Source organism: Paraburkholderia heleia NBRC 101817, assembly GCF_000739775.1.
GTDB lineage: Bacteria > Pseudomonadota > Gammaproteobacteria > Burkholderiales > Burkholderiaceae > Paraburkholderia > Paraburkholderia heleia.
The window spans coordinates 21,925-39,166 of sequence record NZ_BBJH01000040.1 but is presented as its reverse complement, the minus strand read 5'-3'; the positions used below and the strand labels follow the sequence as shown (position 1 = coordinate 39,166).

Annotated in this window: 16 protein-coding genes; 8 read left to right on the top strand and 8 right to left on the bottom strand. The window is 66.9% G+C overall.

The window, feature by feature from the left end:
- Nucleotides 1-55: 55 nt before the first annotated feature.
- Together BHE01S_RS28515 and BHE01S_RS28510 are read right to left on the bottom strand one after the other, a co-directional pair.
- A complete protein-coding gene (locus tag BHE01S_RS28515; RefSeq protein WP_042269847.1) occupies nt 56-235 on the bottom strand; it encodes a DUF3563 family protein in 180 nt (59 codons plus the stop codon).
- A gap of 101 nt (nt 236-336) precedes the next feature.
- Nucleotides 337-1,515, bottom strand: coding sequence for an extracellular catalytic domain type 1 short-chain-length polyhydroxyalkanoate depolymerase (locus tag BHE01S_RS28510; protein ID WP_042269846.1), 1,179 nt, complete (start codon nt 1,513-1,515; stop codon nt 337-339).
- Between the two features lie 313 nt (nt 1,516-1,828).
- On the opposite strand from BHE01S_RS28510, the gene BHE01S_RS28505 reads away from it, so the two are divergent.
- Entirely contained in the window at nt 1,829-2,530 is a 702-nt protein-coding gene (locus tag BHE01S_RS28505; protein WP_042269843.1) for a phosphatase PAP2 family protein, read from the top strand.
- 35 nt (nt 2,531-2,565) lie between these two features.
- Here BHE01S_RS28505 and BHE01S_RS28500 read toward each other — a convergent pair whose 3' ends face one another.
- Nucleotides 2,566-3,489, bottom strand: coding sequence for a TOBE domain-containing protein (locus BHE01S_RS28500; protein WP_084069345.1), 924 nt, complete (start codon nt 3,487-3,489; stop codon nt 2,566-2,568).
- Between the two features lie 82 nt (nt 3,490-3,571).
- Nucleotides 3,572-5,215 (bottom strand): CHAD domain-containing protein, encoded by a 1,644-nt coding sequence (locus BHE01S_RS28495; protein WP_042269841.1) that lies wholly within the window; start codon nt 5,213-5,215, stop codon nt 3,572-3,574.
- Nucleotides 5,216-5,456: 241 nt separating this feature from the next.
- Here BHE01S_RS28495 and BHE01S_RS28490 point away from each other — a divergent pair, with 241 nt between their 5' ends.
- Nucleotides 5,457-5,675, top strand: coding sequence for a YdcH family protein (locus tag BHE01S_RS28490; protein WP_042269839.1), 219 nt, complete (start codon nt 5,457-5,459; stop codon nt 5,673-5,675).
- A gap of 222 nt (nt 5,676-5,897) precedes the next feature.
- Nucleotides 5,898-6,989, top strand: a complete 1,092-nt coding sequence (gene ppk2 / locus BHE01S_RS28485; protein ID WP_042269838.1) for a polyphosphate kinase 2 — start codon at nt 5,898-5,900, stop codon at nt 6,987-6,989.
- Nucleotides 6,990-7,008: 19 nt separating this feature from the next.
- Here the strand turns inward: ppk2 and BHE01S_RS28480 are convergent, their stop codons facing one another.
- A complete protein-coding gene (locus tag BHE01S_RS28480; RefSeq protein WP_042269836.1) occupies nt 7,009-7,392 on the bottom strand; it encodes a tautomerase family protein in 384 nt (127 codons plus the stop codon).
- 100 nt (nt 7,393-7,492) lie between these two features.
- On the opposite strand from BHE01S_RS28480, the gene BHE01S_RS28475 reads away from it, so the two are divergent.
- The gene (locus BHE01S_RS28475; RefSeq protein ID WP_042269834.1) at nt 7,493-8,344 is read left to right on the top strand and encodes a LysR family transcriptional regulator; all 852 of its coding nucleotides are present in this window, start codon (nt 7,493-7,495) and stop codon (nt 8,342-8,344) included.
- Nucleotides 8,345-8,381: 37 nt separating this feature from the next.
- On the opposite strand, the gene BHE01S_RS28470 is transcribed toward BHE01S_RS28475, so the two are convergent.
- On the bottom strand, nt 8,382-8,750 hold the full coding sequence (locus tag BHE01S_RS28470; RefSeq protein WP_157025689.1) for a hypothetical protein: 369 nt from the start codon (nt 8,748-8,750) through the stop codon (nt 8,382-8,384).
- A 313-nt stretch (nt 8,751-9,063) separates the two neighbouring features.
- Here BHE01S_RS28470 and BHE01S_RS28465 point away from each other — a divergent pair, with 313 nt between their 5' ends.
- Entirely contained in the window at nt 9,064-9,426 is a 363-nt protein-coding gene (locus tag BHE01S_RS28465; protein ID WP_084069343.1) for an MbcA/ParS/Xre antitoxin family protein, read from the top strand.
- The gene (locus BHE01S_RS28460; protein WP_042269829.1) at nt 9,423-10,124 is read left to right on the top strand and encodes an RES family NAD+ phosphorylase; all 702 of its coding nucleotides are present in this window, start codon (nt 9,423-9,425) and stop codon (nt 10,122-10,124) included. The genes BHE01S_RS28465 and BHE01S_RS28460 overlap by 4 nt, the downstream gene beginning before the upstream one ends.
- A gap of 44 nt (nt 10,125-10,168) precedes the next feature.
- On the opposite strand, the gene BHE01S_RS28455 is transcribed toward BHE01S_RS28460, so the two are convergent.
- Both BHE01S_RS28455 and BHE01S_RS28450 read right to left on the bottom strand, forming a co-directional pair.
- Complete coding sequence (locus tag BHE01S_RS28455) at nt 10,169-10,909, bottom strand: metallophosphoesterase (protein ID WP_042269827.1); 741 nt, start codon at nt 10,907-10,909, stop codon at nt 10,169-10,171.
- A 180-nt stretch (nt 10,910-11,089) separates the two neighbouring features.
- Entirely contained in the window at nt 11,090-12,253 is a 1,164-nt protein-coding gene (locus BHE01S_RS28450) for a c-type cytochrome (RefSeq protein WP_042269825.1), read from the bottom strand.
- Between the two features lie 471 nt (nt 12,254-12,724).
- Here BHE01S_RS28450 and BHE01S_RS28445 point away from each other — a divergent pair, with 471 nt between their 5' ends.
- Nucleotides 12,725-13,381 carry a DUF1345 domain-containing protein gene (locus BHE01S_RS28445; RefSeq protein WP_042269823.1) on the top strand — a complete coding sequence of 219 codons (657 nt, stop codon included), beginning with the start codon at nt 12,725-12,727 and terminating at the stop codon, nt 13,379-13,381.
- Nucleotides 13,382-13,722: 341 nt separating this feature from the next.
- Nucleotides 13,723-17,226, top strand: coding sequence for a maltotransferase domain-containing protein (locus tag BHE01S_RS28440; protein ID WP_063769110.1), 3,504 nt, complete (start codon nt 13,723-13,725; stop codon nt 17,224-17,226).
- The last annotated feature ends 16 nt before the right edge of the window (nt 17,227-17,242 follow it).

The following is a 17,242-nucleotide window of genomic DNA, read 5'->3' as shown; positions in this document are numbered from 1 at the left end:
CCTCGGCGCCGTTTTCATTTCGTTCTGCCCCGTGAGCGGGGCACAGCATTCCTGCTTAGCCGTAGTGGTTCATCCACGACGGGTGGCGCGTGGCCTTCTCGCGATCCATCTTGCGCATGCGGAACTCGAGATCGTAGATGTCGACGGACTGCGCGAGATACGCTTCCTCGCGCTGCTGACGGCGAGCTTCGGCGGTTTCGGAGAGGAACAGGAAAAGACGGCTGAGCAGGTACATGATTTGGCCCTTCTTTGACGGGCACGTGCCCGCGAATCGAATAAGCCGATTATAGGGTAAACCCTGTTAAGGGTAAACACCTAAGTTGCCCGTAGTCGCGTTTAACCAACGTCCTGTGTCAATTCGGCGTCGTAGGCCTCGTCGAAGGCCTCGCGGCGATGAGCCTCGAAAAAGTTCCAGATCAGCGTGCTCGCGTCCGGTCCCGTCGAGGAATGGAACGGTACGGTGTCGTCGCCGCCGCTCCAGGCGTGGTCGAGGTCCGCTACGCGGCACAGCCGCACGACGCTCGCGCCGTCCAGTTCGTAATCCTGCTCGCGATAGCCGTCCTTGAAGGTCTCGCGCGACACGACGCCCTGACGCACGCCACGCGTATCCGCAAGACCGTTCAGGCGCAGCAGTTGCAGCGCGAGCTGTTCCGCGTTGACCGGCGCGACGACGGTGTCCGCGTCGCCCTGCACGACGATCGCCGGCATGCCCGGGTGAATGCGCGCGCCCAATTGGGTATCGACCAGCGCCACCGGATCGTGGTGCACGCCGCGCCGCATCACATCGAGCGCCGTCACGCCAGAACGCGCTTCACCGAAAGCAGGGCCGGAATGCAGTGCGATGGCGGCGAAACGGCTGGGCGAGCGCACTGCGAGCAGCATCGCGAGCCCCGCTCCCGCCGACAGACCCGCCAGATAGACGCGCGAACGGTCGAAGCCGTGCTCCTCGACGAGCGTATCGATCAGCGAAACGATGGATGCCGCTTCGCCGCCGCCCGCCGCATCGCGCGCGTCGTACCAGTGCCAGCATTGGTGCGGGTGCGCGCGTTCCGACTGCTCGGGATACAGCACCGCGAAGCCATGGCGGTCGGCGAGCAGGTTCATGCGGGTGCCTTCGGCGAAGGAGTCCATCGACTGCTTGCAGCCGTGCAGCATCACGACGAGCGGCATGCCCGCCGTCTTGCGCCCCGGCGGCAGATAAAGCCCGTAAGGAAGCGAGCGCCCGACATGCTGGTCGTTCGCCGGTACAAGGTGCTCCGCGCGGTGCCATTCGCCCGCGGCCCAGGCGGCCGCGCGCGGACCCACGCGCGACTCGCGCACCGGCGCGCCGCTCGCGTGCGCCGGTGCGACGTGCCTGGCCGCCTGCCCGGCTGCGGCCTGAGCGGCGCGCCAGATTGCCTGCGGCCGGGGCGTATCGATGCGCGCGCCTTTCAGGGCGTCGCGCGCCGCCCGGGTCTGGATGGCGAGCAGACGTCGCATGCCACCTGCCCATAGCTTCGTCAGATTTTTCGTCATCTATGGCCTCATAAAAGGGTCTGACACATCGTGGCGTTTTGCCGCGATCCGTCATTGTGCAACGCACAATAACATCATTTGGATGACGCTGCAGATCGGAGCGATTCGATTACGCCCGCGTGTGAGTTCTGCGTGTGAGTTCTGCGTGTGCGTTCCATGAGGCACGCCCGGGGTCTATGCGACGCAGCTATACTGGATGCTTGTCTCACACGCGTGTCGGCCAGCCAGCCGGCTCGCGCGTTAAGTCGCCATGAAGCAGGGCTTGGCCCCTGCAACCTCAGGATCCTCTTCAGACAGCCGGCAGCGCGGACTCATGCCAGATTTGCCCATTCACCTTTGGTACTCGATTACCAACCTCGGCGGCGCAGGCCTCACCCTGCCGCTCGCGTTGGCGATCGCGCTGTGGCTGATGGTCGGCTACTCGTGGCGCATGGCGGCGAGCTGGGTGCTGGTGCTCGGTCTGGCGATCGGCCTGGTGACGCTCACCAAGATCGCGTTTCTCGGCTGGGGCGTCGGTGTAAGAGAACTGGATTTCACGGGTATCAGCGGCCACGCCATGCTGTCCACGGCCGTCTATCCCGTCGCGTTTTTCCTGATGCTGCAAGGCGCGCCGTCCTTCGTGCGCGCCGCAGGCGTGACCATCGGCCTCGCAGTGGGGCTCGCGGTCGCGCTCTCGCGCGTGGTGCTCGACGCTCACTCGCCTTCCGAGGCCGTCACGGGCTGTGTGGTCGGGGCGCTCACCGCACTCGTATTTGCGCGCTACTGGTGGCAGGCGCAGGCCCGGCGAATTTCGGCGGCGCTCGTCGCGCTGAGCCTCACGGCGCTGACTGTCGCGTTGCACAACGTCCATGTGCCCACGCATCGCTGGGTCACGAACATCGCGCTCACGGTTTCGGGTCACGACCGGCCCTACGTGCGCGCCAAATGGAAGGCCAACCGCACCAACCGCGCGCCAGTCGCGCCCGTCTCGCAAACCCGCAACGGCCTCACGCAGCCCGCGCAGCGCCACGCCTGAGCCCGCCTGACTGGCGGTCCCCCGCCGCGCGCCGCTCAACCGGCCACGCCTAGCAGCACGCTCGAAGCCTTGAACACGGCCGTCGCCGCTTGCCCTGCGGCGAATCCCAGCGCGTCCACGCTCCCTTCGGTCACGATCGCGGCGATCACGGTGCCGCCCGCCAGCGCGAGCGTCACTTCGGCGTTCACGGCGCCGCGCCGCACCACCTCGATCGTCCCGCTCAGCCGGTTGCGCGCCGAAAGCCGCGCCGCATCCGCCGCGCTCGCGACCAGCACGACCGACGTCGCCTTCACGAGCGCCACCACGGGCGCGCCCGTGGCAAGCCCGAGCGCTTCGGCGCTCTCGTGTGTGGTCGTGGCCACGACGACTGCGCCGCCTGGCAGCGCGATCGACACCTCGTCGTTCACCGCGCCCCGCACGATCGCCGAGACGGTGCCAAAGAGCTGATTGCGCGCGCTCGTGCGCATGGCGAAGCGGCCGAGCACGGCGAGGTCGCGCGCAAACCCGCCAGCGTGTGCGTCGCCGCCTTCGCCCGAAACGGCCCCGAGTGCATGCGCCGCACGCTCGAGAAAGCGCCGATGCTCCTGCTCGATGACGCGAAACGTGTCGACGAGCCGCAGCGCCCGCGGCGTGAGCGTCGTCCCGCCACCGCCCTTGCCGCCCGTCGCGCGCACCACGAGCGCCTCGCCCGCGAGATTGTTCATGGCGTCGATGGCGTCCCAGGCGCCCTTGTAGCTCATGCCGACCGCTTTCGCAGCGCCAGTGATCGAGCCGGTTGCATGGATGGCTTCCAGCAGCGCGATGCGCGCCGCGCCACCCAGCATCTGCTGGCCGGACTGAAACCAGACCGAGCCGCCCAGACCCAGTTCCGGCGCTTCGGCAGGTGTCGATGTATCAGTGAAACCGGCACCGGCGTGGCCGGCTCCGGCGGGCGGGGAGTCAGGTTTCGTGGGATTCATCATGCGCAAAGCAAGCCAGAACAAGACGAAGCAAGCGAGGGTTCGGCGCTCGTCAATCCGCCACCGATTATAAAGACACGCGTCACGCGCCGCGCGGCACCTTCGGCTCGCCCAGTTCGCGCAACAGGCGTTCGCCCTCCTTCGCCGTATAGCGCTTGACGGCCTCGCACCAGCCGCGCGCGAACCCAAGCTGATACGGCTCGGCATCCATGCGCTCGAGATAGCGCAAGGCCACTGCGGCGTCGTTGCCGTCGCCGAGCACGCTCTGCAGCCGCGCGAGCGCGCGCGCTACCTCCACGCGCGTGCGGCGCGACGTGAGCGTAGCGAAGAATTCGATCGTGTAGCGCAAATATTTCGCATTGATGCGCGCGCGATGACGGCTCGCCTCGTCGATGGCCGTGAGCTTTTGCGTGCTCGCGAGCCGCTCGTAGTAGCGCCGCACACGCCGCTTCGCGTGGCGGTGCAGCGAAAACCCGGCGCTGCCGGCGTCGTGCGCGCGCCGCGCGAGCAAGTCGAGCCACTGGAGCCACGCCAGCGCCGCCCGCGCGTAGCGCTGCGAGGCCAGCGCCTCGCGCAGCCGCGCGCGCGCGGCGAGCCGTTGCGCGTTTGCCGCGTCGCGAATCGCGTCCCAGCGCCCCGGCTCGACGTCGGCCGCGGCGAGCGCCGGCAGCGTCGATTCGACGAAGACATCGCGGTCGCGCGCATCGCCGAGCAGGCCGCCGAGCCATTTGAGCTCCGGCTCGATGCGCGCCTCCCAGGTTTCGTCGCACCAGCGCGAGAAGATGCGCATGGCGGTGCGCAGCCGCCGCTGCGACACGCGCATCTGATGGATGAACTCGCCGTTCGTGCTGTTGCGCACGCCCGCGTCATTGCCGAACCACTGCGCGCTGATGTTGCGCCCGATCGCCACGAGCGCGGCCTCGGCCGTGACCGCACCGCCCAGGTCCACGGCTTCGGCCTTGACGGCTTCGGCGTCGCCGGTCACGCTGCCGGCGCCGGCGCGGTCGAGGGCATCGGTCAGGCGCACGAATGCGGGCAGTGCCGCGACGAGGTCGCCGGCACAGGCAAACAGCGCATCGACGATGGGCCGCTCGTCCTCGCCTTCGGGCCAGGGCGCGCTCACGCGCAACTCGTGCAACTCGGGCGGGGGCGCCGCATCCGCGCCGCGAGCGTCCCGAGCCGCCGGTTCTTGCGGCGCTGCCGGCTCCTGCAAGTCTTCGTCGAATGTGAGCAGCACGTCGATGCCGTCGCGCGGCCACTGCCAGCGGCTGCGTGCCGCCACGAGCGTGGCCGACGCAGCGAGATCGTCCGCGCTGCCCAGCGCCTCGCGAAACGGCTCGGGCGCGGCGTCGAAGAGCGCACGCGCGACGCCGTTCGCATCGAGCGCCGCCTCGAAGATCGGTGCGACCACGGTGACCCCAGGCGTATGAGCGCGCCGGCTCGACACGAGGACGCGCTGCGTGCCGCCGTGCGATTCCACCGCCACGCGCCAGCCGAGCCCGCCAAGGACGCCGCCGCGGTCGAAGGCGACCGTCGTCACGCACTCGCGCGCTTCGGGTTGCGCCACGAGCGTCGGCAAAGCCGCGCACAGGCTGGCAGTCTGCTCCGAAGGGCCCGGGTCGGCGTGCGCCCTGGACGCCGTTCCCGTGGCGGAGGCTTTTGCGCTTTTGCTATCCGGCGCTGCCGGAATCACGACATCCAGCACGATTTCCAGAACGCGATCCATGAACGCTCCAGGGTTCTGTGGGCGGGCGCGACGGCTTGAAACAGTGCAAGCGGATGGGAGAGCCAGGGAACTGCGACGACGCGATCGATGGTACACGCGAGCGCGCCTCGATGCCCCAGGTAACGTCCCTGACCCCGCGGGAAGCCGGAGTCTGATGAGGGTCAAGACTGCCAAGACTGGACGGTGGAAAAATAATTACGTTTCAATGGGTCTAATTTTGCCAGTCTGCAAGGAGTATCGAGTGTTCCCAGAGTACAGAGATTTGATTTCGCGCCTCAAGATCCAGGACGAACATTTCGCCCGGATTTTCCATCGTCACAACGAACTCGACCAGCAGATCAAGAACTTGGAGGCGGGTGTCGCGGCTTCGCACGGCACGGAAGTGGAGAAGCTGAAAAAGGAAAAGCTTCAACTCAAGGACTCGCTTTACCTCATCCTCAAAAGGGCGGCAAACGCCTGAAACCTGGCGGCGTCCAGCGTTGGCCGGCAGTTGGCCGGCAGTTGACTGGCGCCGGCCATCGGCGCGCCGGCTTTTGCCTCGGCGCTGCCCTGCCCTTCAAGCCGCGACGACTTCCCTGCGCGCCGTTGCCGCTCGCGCTTCGATGCGCCTGCCTTCTTCGATGCGCCCGCCCTGGATGCGAGTCACTCCGCACGCAGTCCCATCTCCGCACCCGCCGACACCATGCCCAAATCCATTCCCTGCTCCGCTTCCGACACCATCGGCCCCGCCGCACGACTGCCGCTCGTCACGCCGCACAGCGCCGAGTTGCGCACCGTCGACAGTGCCGTCGAATCCTCGAGCGAGGCCATCGCTGGCGCTGTCCACGATCTCGTCGCACGCACCCATGCCGAGGGCAATCCGCCCGCCATGTTGATCGAGTCGATCGCGGCGTTGATGCAAGGCATGTCGCCCGACGAAGCCGCCCGGTTGCGCAGCCTGATCCTCGAAGGCAATCCTGCCGACTGGCGCAACTCGCGCACGCGCCACCCCGACGATGAACTCGCCTCTGGCTGGCGCGAAGGCGGCTATCCGTATCGCAATCTGATGTCGCGGCGCGCCTACGAGCGCCAGAAGTATCGGCTGCAGGTCGAGCTGCTCAAGCTCCAGGCGTGGGTGCGCGAAACGGGTCAGCGCGTGGTGATCCTGTTCGAGGGCCGCGACGCAGCCGGCAAGGGCGGCACGATCAAGCGCTTCATGGAGCATATGAACCCGCGCGGCGCACGCGTCGTCGCGCTCGAAAAACCCACCGAAGTCGAGCGCGGCCAGTGGTATTTCCAGCGCTATGTGCAGCATCTGCCTTCGGCGGGAGAAATCGTGCTGTTCGATCGCTCCTGGTACAACCGCGCGGGCGTCGAGCATGTCATGGGCTTCTGCACGCCCGATGAATATGCCGATTTCATGCAGCAGGCGCCGGCGTTCGAACGGCAGTTGATTCGCAGCGGCATCCATCTGATCAAGTTCTGGTTTTCGGTAAGCCGTGGCGAGCAGCGGCGGCGCTTCAAGGAACGCAAGGTGCACCCGCTCAAGCAATGGAAGCTGAGTCCTGTCGATCTCGCTTCGCTCGACAAGTGGGACGCGTACACGCAGGCGAAAGAGGCGATGTTCTCGCAGACAGACACCGCCGATGCGCCGTGGACGGTCGTTCGCTCCGATTGCAAGAAGCGCGCGCGGCTCAATGCCATGCGATTCGTGCTGCATAAACTGCCCTATGCGAGCCGGGATGCGGAGGCGATTGGGGTGGTCGATCCGTTGCTGGTGAGTCGGGCTCTGTAGGCGGCGTCAGGCTCCGCGCTCAGGTCGCGTACTGTGCCACTCCATTGCCAAACGACCAGTTCTCCCGCGCGACATCCACGAGATTCACGAACACGTCCTCGCGCCTCACCCCCGGATCGCGCGCGAGGTTTTCGGCAATCTGCGCGAACAGTGCCTTCTTCTGATCCTGCCCGCGCGTGTTGTTCACGGCGATCTGAATCATGACCAGATCGTCGCTGCGCTCGACTCCGAGGTAATGCCGCCCGAACACGAAGTTATCGGCATCGTGCTCGGTGATGATCATGAAGATGTCGTCTTCAGGCGCCTTGAACACCTCCATCAGCGCTTGATGAATGCCTTGTGTGAGGGCCTTGCGATACGTGGCGGGCTTGCCTGCGCGAACCGCGATACGGGTGAACGGCATGTCGATCTCCTGTTTAGGCGGGTTTGACATGACATCAGCTTAGGTGCGATCTATCATAATAAACAGGCATAGATAGATATTTCATCCATTTCCATCTGAAATGAAACCACTGGATCTCGACGCCGTGCGCGCCTTCGTGCTCGTCGCCGAACTGCGCAGCTTCACGCGCGCCGCCGACGCCCTCGACACCACGCAATCGGCCGTGAGCCTCAAGCTCAAGCGCCTCGAGGCGCATCTGGGCAAGCAATTGCTCGAACGCACGCCGCGCGTCGTGCGGCTTTCGACGGATGGCCTCACGTTCCTCGCCGCGGCGCGCGACCTGCTGGGCGCACACGAGCGCGCGCTCAGGGCGCTTTCGGGCGACGAGCGGCGCCTCGCGCTTGGTCTGAGCGAGCACGTTGCGGACGCCAACCTGGCCCGCCAGCTCGCCCAGCTTCGCGTTCATGATCCGGGCCTCGTGATCGAACTGCATCTGGGGCTCTCGGCGCAACTGCTTGCACAGTTCGACGAGCGGCGGCTCGATGCCGTCATCGTCCGTCAGGAGGAAGAAGAGGCGCCGCGCGGCGATGCCCGCCGGCTCTTCGGGGAGCCGCTGGTCTGGCTCGCCGCGCCGCAATGGCAATGGCCGCCCGGCGCGGCGCTGCCGCTCGCGCTGCTCGCCGCGCCATGCGCGGTGCGGGCGGCGGCGATTCGCGCGCTCGACGCCGCTGGCGTGGCCTGGACCGAAGTGTTCGTGGGCGGCGGTGTCGCCGCGGTGGGCGCGGCGCTGGCCGCAGGGCTCGCGGTCTCGCCGCTGGCGCGCCGGGTCGCGCCGCGCGAGCTGATCGACGTCGGCGCGCGGCTCGGTTTGCCCGCGCTGCCGGTGTCGCAGGTCCTGCTTCACTCGCGGGTACGCGAAACACGAACCGCGGCAACGCTGCAATTGCTCGTGTCGGGGCTCGGCCCAGGGTAGGGCCTGTTCACGCTAATTACAGGCCCCTGGATGGCGCTCAGCTCAGGATGGGCGGCAACGCGTGCGGCATGGGAATCGCACGCTGGATGCGCGGCGGCGGTGCATCCACCACGAGCTTGTGGCGTGGCACGGGCCGCACGGCGGCGGGCTTCGGCGCGGGGCGCTTTTGCGTGACGGTTTTGGGCGCGGGCACCGCGCCAGAAGCCGGATGATGGGAGCGTGCGGCCGCGTGGGCCTCGCCAGGCGTGTGCCGCTGCGCCGCAGCGTGGTCCTTCGCCGCGTGCGACGGCTTGCCGGCCTTCGCGACATCGCGCGGGGTGCTCGCGTGCGTGGAACCCATCGCGTGCGTATGACGTCCGGCCGTGTGCAAAGCCGCCCCGGCGTGGCCGCCACGCGCTTTGGACACCTGCCCGCCATGCAGCTGTCGCGCAGCCGTCGCGCCCTGCCCTGCATGCGCTCCGGCCGCCTTCCCCTGTCCCCATGCCCAAACCGGCGCGGCAAAAACCATCGCCGCGACCAATATGCCTGCCCGCACCCCGCGTCCCTCCCCAATGCCGTCCCAATGTCCGGCGAGAATTATACCGAGTCAAAACTTGCAATAATCCATATATGGACTAATATCTACTAAAAGTTCAATTCAGGACTCGACCACCATGCCTTCCGCCACTGCTTCCGTCACGCCGTCGCGACGTCCCGGCGCCGAGCCCTCGCTCACCGAAATGTCGGCAGCGGGGCTCAGGGCGTTCTTCCGCATAGCGAGCGACTGGGACCTGAGCGCCGAAGAGCAGATTATTCTGCTCGGCTCGCCGGGCCGATCCACGTTCTTCAAGTGGAAGCAGTCCCCGCAAACCGCCCGGCTCGGCCGCGACACGCTCGAACGCCTTTCGCTGCTGCTCGGCATCTACAAGGCGCTACAGATTCTCCTGCCCCAACCCGCCTCCGCCGACGCCTGGATCAAGCGTCCCAACAGCGCGCCGCCCTTTGGCGGACGGCGCGCGCTCGACCGCATGCTGGCCGGCAACGTCAGCGACCTCGTGGCGGTGCGCCAGTATCTCGACGCAATGCGAGGCGGCTGGGCGTGACGCAAACGAACTGGCAAGACCGCTGGCGCAGCGCGCAGCTCGCGTGGTCGCCCGCGTTCAGGGTGATTCCTACCCGGTTTCCCGCCGTGAACCTGTTCGACCGCGTGGCTTCCGCGGACGACTTCGAGGCGCTTTACGCGCTCGAGGCGCTCACCAACGACCGCCTGCGCACCGAAACCGGCGACCTCGACCTCGTGCCGCGCGAGGAGCGCCGCTTCGGCCCCGGTTACGGGCCGATCATGGCCGCCTTCACGCACTTGAATCCGCAGGGCAGCCGCTTTTCCGACGGCACCTACGGCGTGTTCTACTGCGCGCGCTCGCGCGCGACCGCCGTGGCGGAAACGCGCTACCACTCCGGGCTTTTTCTCGCGGCCACGAACGAGCCGCCCATCCGCCAGCAAATGCGGCTCTATACGGTGATCGCACATGGGGAAGTGATCGATCTGCGCGACGACCCCGCACTCGACCCGGGCGTGCTCTCGCCCGACGACTACACGTCCGGCCAGGCGCTGGGCCGCGCCGCCCGCGAGGCGCGTGCGCCAGGCATTGCGTATCCGTCGGTGCGCGACGAGGGCGGCGAATGTCTCGCCGCCCTCAGCACGACGCTGTTGCGCGCGTGCCATCACGCGGCATATCTGGAATACAACTGGAATGGACACACCGTCGACATGGTGTTCGAGTTGAACCGCATCGTATAACCCGAGCGGCCAACGGGAGACCGGCAGACGCCAGGCCCCTGGCTTCAGGGCAGCACGATCGCGGCCGCGCCGTGCGCGAGCGCTTCGACCTGCGGGACGGACCAGACGCGCGACGTCAGCGCCTCGACCATGGTGAGGCGTCCTTCGGTGATGAACGCTCCGGTGTCGATGAACACCTGCGCGCCGATCTGCCGCACTTCGCGCACCGGCGTATGCCCGCAGAACGTGAGCGAGAGTCCGTGGCGTGTCGGATCGCCTGTACCGAGCACGAGATCGCGGCCCCAAAGCATGCGTTCGCGCACGTCGGAATCGAACTGGCCGCTGTCGAGCGCGGCGTCGTCGCCAAAAAATTCCGCGTGGATGATATTGAAGCGCTTCTCGCCCTCGCCCACCACGCGCGCAAGCGGCAACTGGCGCAGGCGTTGCGCGTAATGCACGAGTTCGGCGTCGGGCACGCTCTGCGCCCAGCCGCCGCCGATGCCGTACCAGCGGTTGCGCGGCATCCGCCCTTCGGCCACGGCGCACAGCGCGTCTTCGTGATTGCCGAGCACGGCGTAGAACCATGGCTTGTCGAGCAGCGCGAGCGCCTGTTCGCACTGCTCGCGCTCGCCCCGGTCAACGAGATCGCCTACCGAAAACAGCCGGTCGCGCGAGGTATCGAACTCGACTTCGCGCAAAAGATAGCGCAACGCCTCCACGCAACCATGCAGGTCGCCTACTACGAAGTCGCGACCTGCAAGGTTGGCGGCATGGTGCTGCACGAGAGCGTCGGGTGTATGCGTCATTACTTCATCATAGCGCTGTGTGAGTGGACCCTATGAGCGCCAAATATCGTAAAAAAATCGATCGCGACAGGCGCGTCACGAGGTAGACCCCATGCAAGCGGCGTGCCTGCTCTCAAAGCATGCGCATTTCCAGATGCGACTGCCGGCGCAAACGCAGCGCAAAGCCCCGTCGCGCCAGCGTTACCGAGGCTGGGCGCGCAGCGCCGCGACCTGGGCAGCCGTGATGGAGGTCTGCGGATTGCCGAACTGATTGATCACGTAGCTGGAAATGGCCGCCACCTGTTCGGTGTTCAATTCATCACCGAATGCCGGCATCAGCACATCGCTGTCCTTTGTTTGACGCCTCACGCCGCCCGAAACCGGCGGCAACGCGCGCAGGTATGCCACGATCGAACGCAGGTCCTCATGTGTCAGATATTGTGTCGAGTGCTGGACCACGTCGGCCACGGGGCCTGCTGCACTGGCGTGGCTCGCGGCAATGCCCGTAGAAAGAGACGAGATCAGCGCGTCGTCGCCCCGGTTGCCGATGCCGCTCGTGCGGTCGGGCGTAATGTTGCAGGCCTGCCAGCCCGCTTGCGTCGCGCCCGAGAAACGGCCGGTCGTCTTGAGGCCCTGCATGAAGTTGCGCGGCGTGTGGCATGCCTCACAATGCGCGAGACCTTCGACGAGATAGGCGCCGCGGTTGAATTCGGCGCTTTGCTTCGGGTCCGGCACGAAGCGGCCTTCGTTGAAGTTGAAGAGATTCCACAAGATCATCAGCCAGCGCTGGTTGAACGGAAAGCGCAACTCGTTCGTGGGCGGCCTGTAATGCACCGGCGCGACCGTACTCAGATATGCGCGGATCGCGAGCACGTCCTGCCCGGTCACGCGCGTGAATTCGACGTAAGGAAACGCGGGATACAGACGCTCGCCGCCCTTGCCGATGCCTTCGTGCAGCGCGCGCATGAAGTCGGTATCGCTCCATCGGCCGATGCCGGTGTCCGGGTCCGGCGTGATGTTCGGCGTATAGATTTTTCCAAACGGTGTGCTGATGGGCAGGCCACCCGCATACGGCCTGCCTGGGTCGGCGGTATGGCACGCTGCGCAGTCGCCTATGCGCGCAAGATAGGCGCCGCGCTTGATGAGCTCGGGCTTGTCCGCATCCGCAATCAGTGTCGACGTGTCGTCGCCGCGCGCCGTGGACATCGGCAGTTCGTCGACGGGACGCGTTTGCGATTCGTGCGAGGCATGCCACGCGATATAGAGCGCAAAGCCGCAGAAAAGCGCGGCCGCGATGGCGGCACGCGCGCGTCTCTCTCGCTCGTGATTCGTAGTGCTCGCGGTGGAGGACTTCACTGTTTTCATTGTCTGGCTCGCATCAAAGCTCGTGGCGCAGCTTGTCGGCCAGCTTCAGCGACGGCGCGTGCCAGTTGCTCCGCTATTCGCCTGCGGGTTTCTGTTTCCAGTAGAACGGCACATCGCGGCAATACGAGGGAATCGTGAGGCGAGTTCCGGCTGATCGGACTCGAGCGCGGCATAAACGCTTGCCGCCGGCGCGGGCGGCGCCCGAAACCCGGCCATACGAAGAACGTTTGCTATCGTCATTCAAGGCTGATCGCTGCATATGCCCCATGGTTGCGCCGGCTGCGAGCGCGCGCCGCCGTGTTGCGCAAGCAATATAGCCTCTGATGGCCCGATAAGACAAACCGAAAGCCCGCATGCCCGGCATAACAGCGAACAGCGCGTCACCCTGGCGGGCCACGCACGGTAGAATCGCCGCAGTCTATTGCCAACCCGCGCCAACCCGCTCCGATTCTCGCCAACCCGCGCCACGCCATGAACTTCATTCCGCTGGTACTGCGCAACCGGCCGCACATGATGATCGCCATCGCCGTGGGCATCGTGCTCGGCGCGCTCGCGCCCGCCTCGATCCGCACTTCCACGCGCGTCCTGCTCGGCTGGGACGCAACGGTGTGGACCTACCTCGTGCTGATCTGGCTGCACATGGTGTTCGCAAACGAGGAGAGCGTGCGCGCGAACGGCCGCCGCGAAGACGAAAACGCGGGCACCGTGCTGTTTCTCATCTGCACCGCAACGGTGGCGAGCATCGTCGCCATCGTCATCGAACTGGGCACGACGAAGGATCTCGACACGGCGTCGAAGGTGCTGCATTCGCTGCTCACGGGACTCACGCTCATCGGGGCATGGTTCCTGATTCCCACCATCTTCACGCTGCACTACGCGCGCCTCTACTACGGCTCCGATCCCGACGAACCCGCCCTCGCGTTTCCCGACAAAAAGCTCGCGCCGAATTACTGGGACTTTCTGTACTTCTCGTTCACGATCGCCTGCGCGTCGCAAACCGCCGATATCGGCCTGCGCGGGCGCAGCGCGCGGCGCGGCGTGCTCGCGCAATCGATCTTGTCGTTCTATTTCAACGTTTCTGTGCTAGGGCTGTGCGTGAACATCGCCGCGAGCATGGTCGGTAGCTGACCCGTTTTTCGCCACTGCAACGGATACCGGCAATCGCCCCCGGTTTCTCCGCCCGGTTCGTCCAGCCTTTGCGTCCAGCCCTTGCGCCCGGCCTTTGCGAACGTGCGCCCCTCGCGCCGCCACGCGCCCAGGTCGCTCATGGGCATGTGCCTTGCTCGACTCCCCGCAAGTCGCCACGCGGCGCAAGCGGTTTGGTTCCGGCCTGCTCTTGCACTACTCTGAACAGGTGCCTGTCCACCCCGCGCAGCGCGGCACGCTCCGGCAGCCCCCGGGCGGCGCGATCGCATCTCGGCTAACCCCGACTTGCATCCCCTTCGCCTGACGTACCTGGAATACGACCGATGGAACCTCCCCACGCCTATGCGCCGCGGATCTACTTCGTCCATTCCGTTCTGGCAGGACCACTCGATGCGTGGCCGGCACACATCGCCCGCGCGGCGTCGCTAGGCTTCGATCACGTCCTGATCGGCGCGCTGTTCGCCTCGGGCGCGTCGGGCGACGACCGCATCGTCGCCGATCACACGCGCCTGAACGCGGCCTTCGGCAGCAAACTTTGCGCAGACGACGCCGTGCGCGAACTCGCGCTCGCGGCACAATCGCGCGGCATCACGCTGCTCGCCGATCTCGTGCTCGATCGCAGCGCCGCCGACGGCGCGCTCTACGCCGCGCATCCCGAATGGTTCCATCCCTTCGAGCCCGAAGACGCACGCCTCGACCCGCGCCACGGCCATCGCGAAGCCAACGTCGCCTATGCCGATTTCGAGCGCGCGAGCGCGCCGCTCATCGCATGGTGGACGGCGCGCGCCATCGCGCTCGTCGAAGCGGGCATCGGCGGCTTTCGTGTGGACTCCCCGCACCGCACGCCGCCCCACGCGCTGCGCGCGATCTTCGATGCCGTGCGCGCACGCTTTCCGCAGACGCGCTGGCTCGCCGCAACGCCTGGCCTGCCGCGCGAGGCGATCACGCACCTCGAAGGTGCGGGCTTCGACGCGGCGTTCTCCTCGCTGCGCTGGTGGGACTTCTCGTCGAGCTGGATGGTCGAGGAACACGCCGCGTTGCGCCGCGTGGGCTCGCCGATAACGTTTCCAGAAGCCCCCTATGGCGCGCGCTACGCGCACGACCAGGAAGGCGCCGCCGATGCGCGCGCGGTCGAGCGCGCCTATCGCCGCATGCTGCGCGCGGCAGCGGCGCTCGGCACCGGCTGGCTCATGCCGATGGGTTTCGAATATGGCGTGGACGAAGCGACCTCGCACAGCGGCAACAGCGCGCAGGCGTGGGAAGCCGCGAAGGCGCGCGCGCCCTTCGATCTGAGCGCCGATGTCGCGCACGCCAACGCGTTGCAGCGCGAAACGTGGACGCTGCAGACCAACGGCGAACTGCGCGCGCTCAATGGCCCCGGCGCCAGCGTCGCGGCGCTCTTGCGCGGCGACCGCGCGGACCTGCGCGATGCGGACGACGCCATCCTCACGCTTGTCAATCCCGCGCTCGCCGCGCCTGTGCGCGTGGACCTCGCGCGCCTGCTTGACGGTGTGCCTGGCGGTTTCACGCGCTTCGCGCCGCTCGACGCCGAGACGCTGCGCAGCGCACGCCTGCCCGCGCCGCGCGACGCGAGCGCGATTCCCGACGCGTTCACGCTGCCCGCCGGCGCATGCTGGATGTTCCGCGCGCTCGCGAGTCCGTACGTGGTGCTCGCGCCGCCCGAAGATCGCGGCAAGGCAGATACGAGCGGCCACAAGAGCGTGCTCGAGGCGATCGCGGCGCCGCGCATCGCCATCGAGAGCACACAGCCCTCGGTCGATCACGGACGCTTCGCCGCGAAGCGCACCGTGGGCGAGCGCTGCGAAGTGCGCGCCGCCATCTTCGCCGAGGGCCACGACCGCATCGACGCCGCCGTGCTCTGGCGCGCCGCCGACGAAACCGCCTGGCACGAGTCGCCAATGGCGCCCGTGCCGCCCGCCGGCACCGACCTGTGGGCGGGCCACATTCCGCTCGATCGCATCGGACGCTACGAGTATGTCGTGATCGCGTGGCGCGACGACTTCGCCTCGCTCGCGGAACATCTGCACAAGAAGCGCGCGGCGAACCAGCCCGTCGATCTGGAACTGGAGGAAGCGAGCCGCCTGTTCGCGCTCGTGCTCGCCACCGCCGAAACATCGGGCACGGGCGACGACGACCAGAAGCGCAGCAACGCAACGCTCGGCGCCATCGTCAAACGCTTCATTGCTGCCGACACCGAAACACGTTGCGCGATCCTCGCCGCGCCATCGACCGCGGCGGCCGTGCGCGCCGCGCGCCACCGCCCATTTCTCTCGCGCGACACGCTCGTGGGTCGCGTGGATGCGGAGCGCGGCGCCGCGCGCTTCGCGAGCTGGTATGAGATCTTCCCGCGCTCGATGAGCGACGACGAATCGCGCCACGGCACCTTCGACGACGTGATCGCGAAGATGCCGCGCATTCGCGAAATGGGCTTCGACGTGCTGTATTTCCCGCCGATCCACCCCATCGGCCTCGCTAACCGCAAGGGGCGCAACAACACGCTCAATGCGCAGCCCGGCGACGTGGGCAGCCCCTATGCGATCGGCGCGGCCGAAGGCGGCCACACCGCCGTGCATCCGCAACTGGGCACGCTCGAGGACTTCTGCCGCATGCTCGCCGCGGCGCACGAGCAAGGCCTCGAAATCGCACTCGATTTCGCGATTCAATGCTCGCCTGACCACCCGTGGCTGAAGGCGCATCCCACCTGGTTCGCATGGCGGCCGGACGGCACGCTGCGCTACGCCGAAAACCCGCCGAAGAAGTACCAGGACATCGTGAATCCCGAGTTCTACGCGCACGACGCGAAGCCTGATTTGTGGCTCGCGCTGCGCGACGCGATCCTGTTCTGGGTGGATACGGGCGTGCGCATTTTCCGCGTGGACAACCCGCACACGAAGCCGCTGCCGTTCTGGGAATGGATGATCGCCGACGTGCGCGCACGCCACCCCGACGTGATCTTCCTCTCCGAAGCCTTCACGCGGCCGCGCCTCATGTACCGGCTCGCCAAGCTCGGCTTCTCGCAGTCGTACACGTACTTCACGTGGCGCGAATCGAAGCGCGATTTCACCGAGTACCTCACGGAACTCACGCAAACCGAGGTGCGCGACTTCTATCGGCCGAACTTCTTCGTCAACACACCCGACATCAATCCGCGCCATTTGCAGACCGGCGCGCGCTCGAGCTTCCTGATCCGCGCGGCGCTGGCCGCGACGCTCTCCGGGCTGTGGGGCGTGTACTGCGGGTTCGAGCTGTGCGAAGGACGCGCCATGCCCAATTCGGAGGAATATCTGGACTCCGAAAAATATCAGCTGCGCGCATGGGACTGGCATCGCCCCGGCAACATCGTCGCGGAGATCGCCGCGCTCAACCGCATCCGGCGCGCCAACCCGGCGCTGCACACGCATCTCGGCATCACGTTCCTCGACGCGCGCAACGACTCGCTGCTCTGCTTCGAGAAGGCCACGCCCGCGCGCGACAACGTGATCGTCGTGGCCATCAATCTCGATGCCTTCGACGAACAGGGCGCCGACTTCGAACTTTCGTGGGCGACGTTCCAGCGTTGGCACCTCGACGACCACGCCCCCCTCAATGTGATCGACGAAATGACGGGCGAGCGCTTCGCGTGGCATGGACGCTGGCAGCACGTGCGGCTCGACCCGCATGCGCGCCCCTTCGCGATCTGGCGCATCGAGCCCGCGAAGGGCCTGCCGCGCGAAGAACCGCTGCCCGAACACGCCGCTGAGTACGATGAGCACATCGAGGGCCATCCCGAACTGGACGCGGACTTCCCGCCCGGAGGAGCGACATGAAACGCGACCCCGCTAC

Bases quoted from the DNA above. Each gene is read 5' to 3' on its own strand.
- BHE01S_RS28515 (WP_042269847.1), bottom strand. From the start codon at position 235: ATGTACCTGCTCAGCCGTCTTTTCCTGTTCCTCTCCGAAACCGCCGAA.
- BHE01S_RS28510 (WP_042269846.1), bottom strand. From the start codon at position 1,515: ATGACGAAAAATCTGACGAAGCTATGGGCAGGTGGCATGCGACGTCTG.
- BHE01S_RS28505 (WP_042269843.1), top strand. From the start codon at position 1,829: ATGCCAGATTTGCCCATTCACCTTTGGTACTCGATTACCAACCTCGGC.
- BHE01S_RS28500 (WP_084069345.1), bottom strand. From the start codon at position 3,489: ATGAATCCCACGAAACCTGACTCCCCGCCCGCCGGAGCCGGCCACGCC.
- BHE01S_RS28495 (WP_042269841.1), bottom strand. From the start codon at position 5,215: ATGGATCGCGTTCTGGAAATCGTGCTGGATGTCGTGATTCCGGCAGCG.
- ppk2 (WP_042269838.1), top strand. From the start codon at position 5,898: ATGCCCAAATCCATTCCCTGCTCCGCTTCCGACACCATCGGCCCCGCC.
- BHE01S_RS28480 (WP_042269836.1), bottom strand. From the start codon at position 7,392: ATGCCGTTCACCCGTATCGCGGTTCGCGCAGGCAAGCCCGCCACGTAT.
- BHE01S_RS28475 (WP_042269834.1), top strand. From the start codon at position 7,493: ATGAAACCACTGGATCTCGACGCCGTGCGCGCCTTCGTGCTCGTCGCC.
- BHE01S_RS28465 (WP_084069343.1), top strand. From the start codon at position 9,064: ATGTCGGCAGCGGGGCTCAGGGCGTTCTTCCGCATAGCGAGCGACTGG.
- BHE01S_RS28455 (WP_042269827.1), bottom strand. From the start codon at position 10,909: ATGACGCATACACCCGACGCTCTCGTGCAGCACCATGCCGCCAACCTT.
- BHE01S_RS28450 (WP_042269825.1), bottom strand. From the start codon at position 12,253: ATGAAAACAGTGAAGTCCTCCACCGCGAGCACTACGAATCACGAGCGA.
- BHE01S_RS28445 (WP_042269823.1), top strand. From the start codon at position 12,725: ATGAACTTCATTCCGCTGGTACTGCGCAACCGGCCGCACATGATGATC.
- BHE01S_RS28440 (WP_063769110.1), top strand. From the start codon at position 13,723: ATGGAACCTCCCCACGCCTATGCGCCGCGGATCTACTTCGTCCATTCC.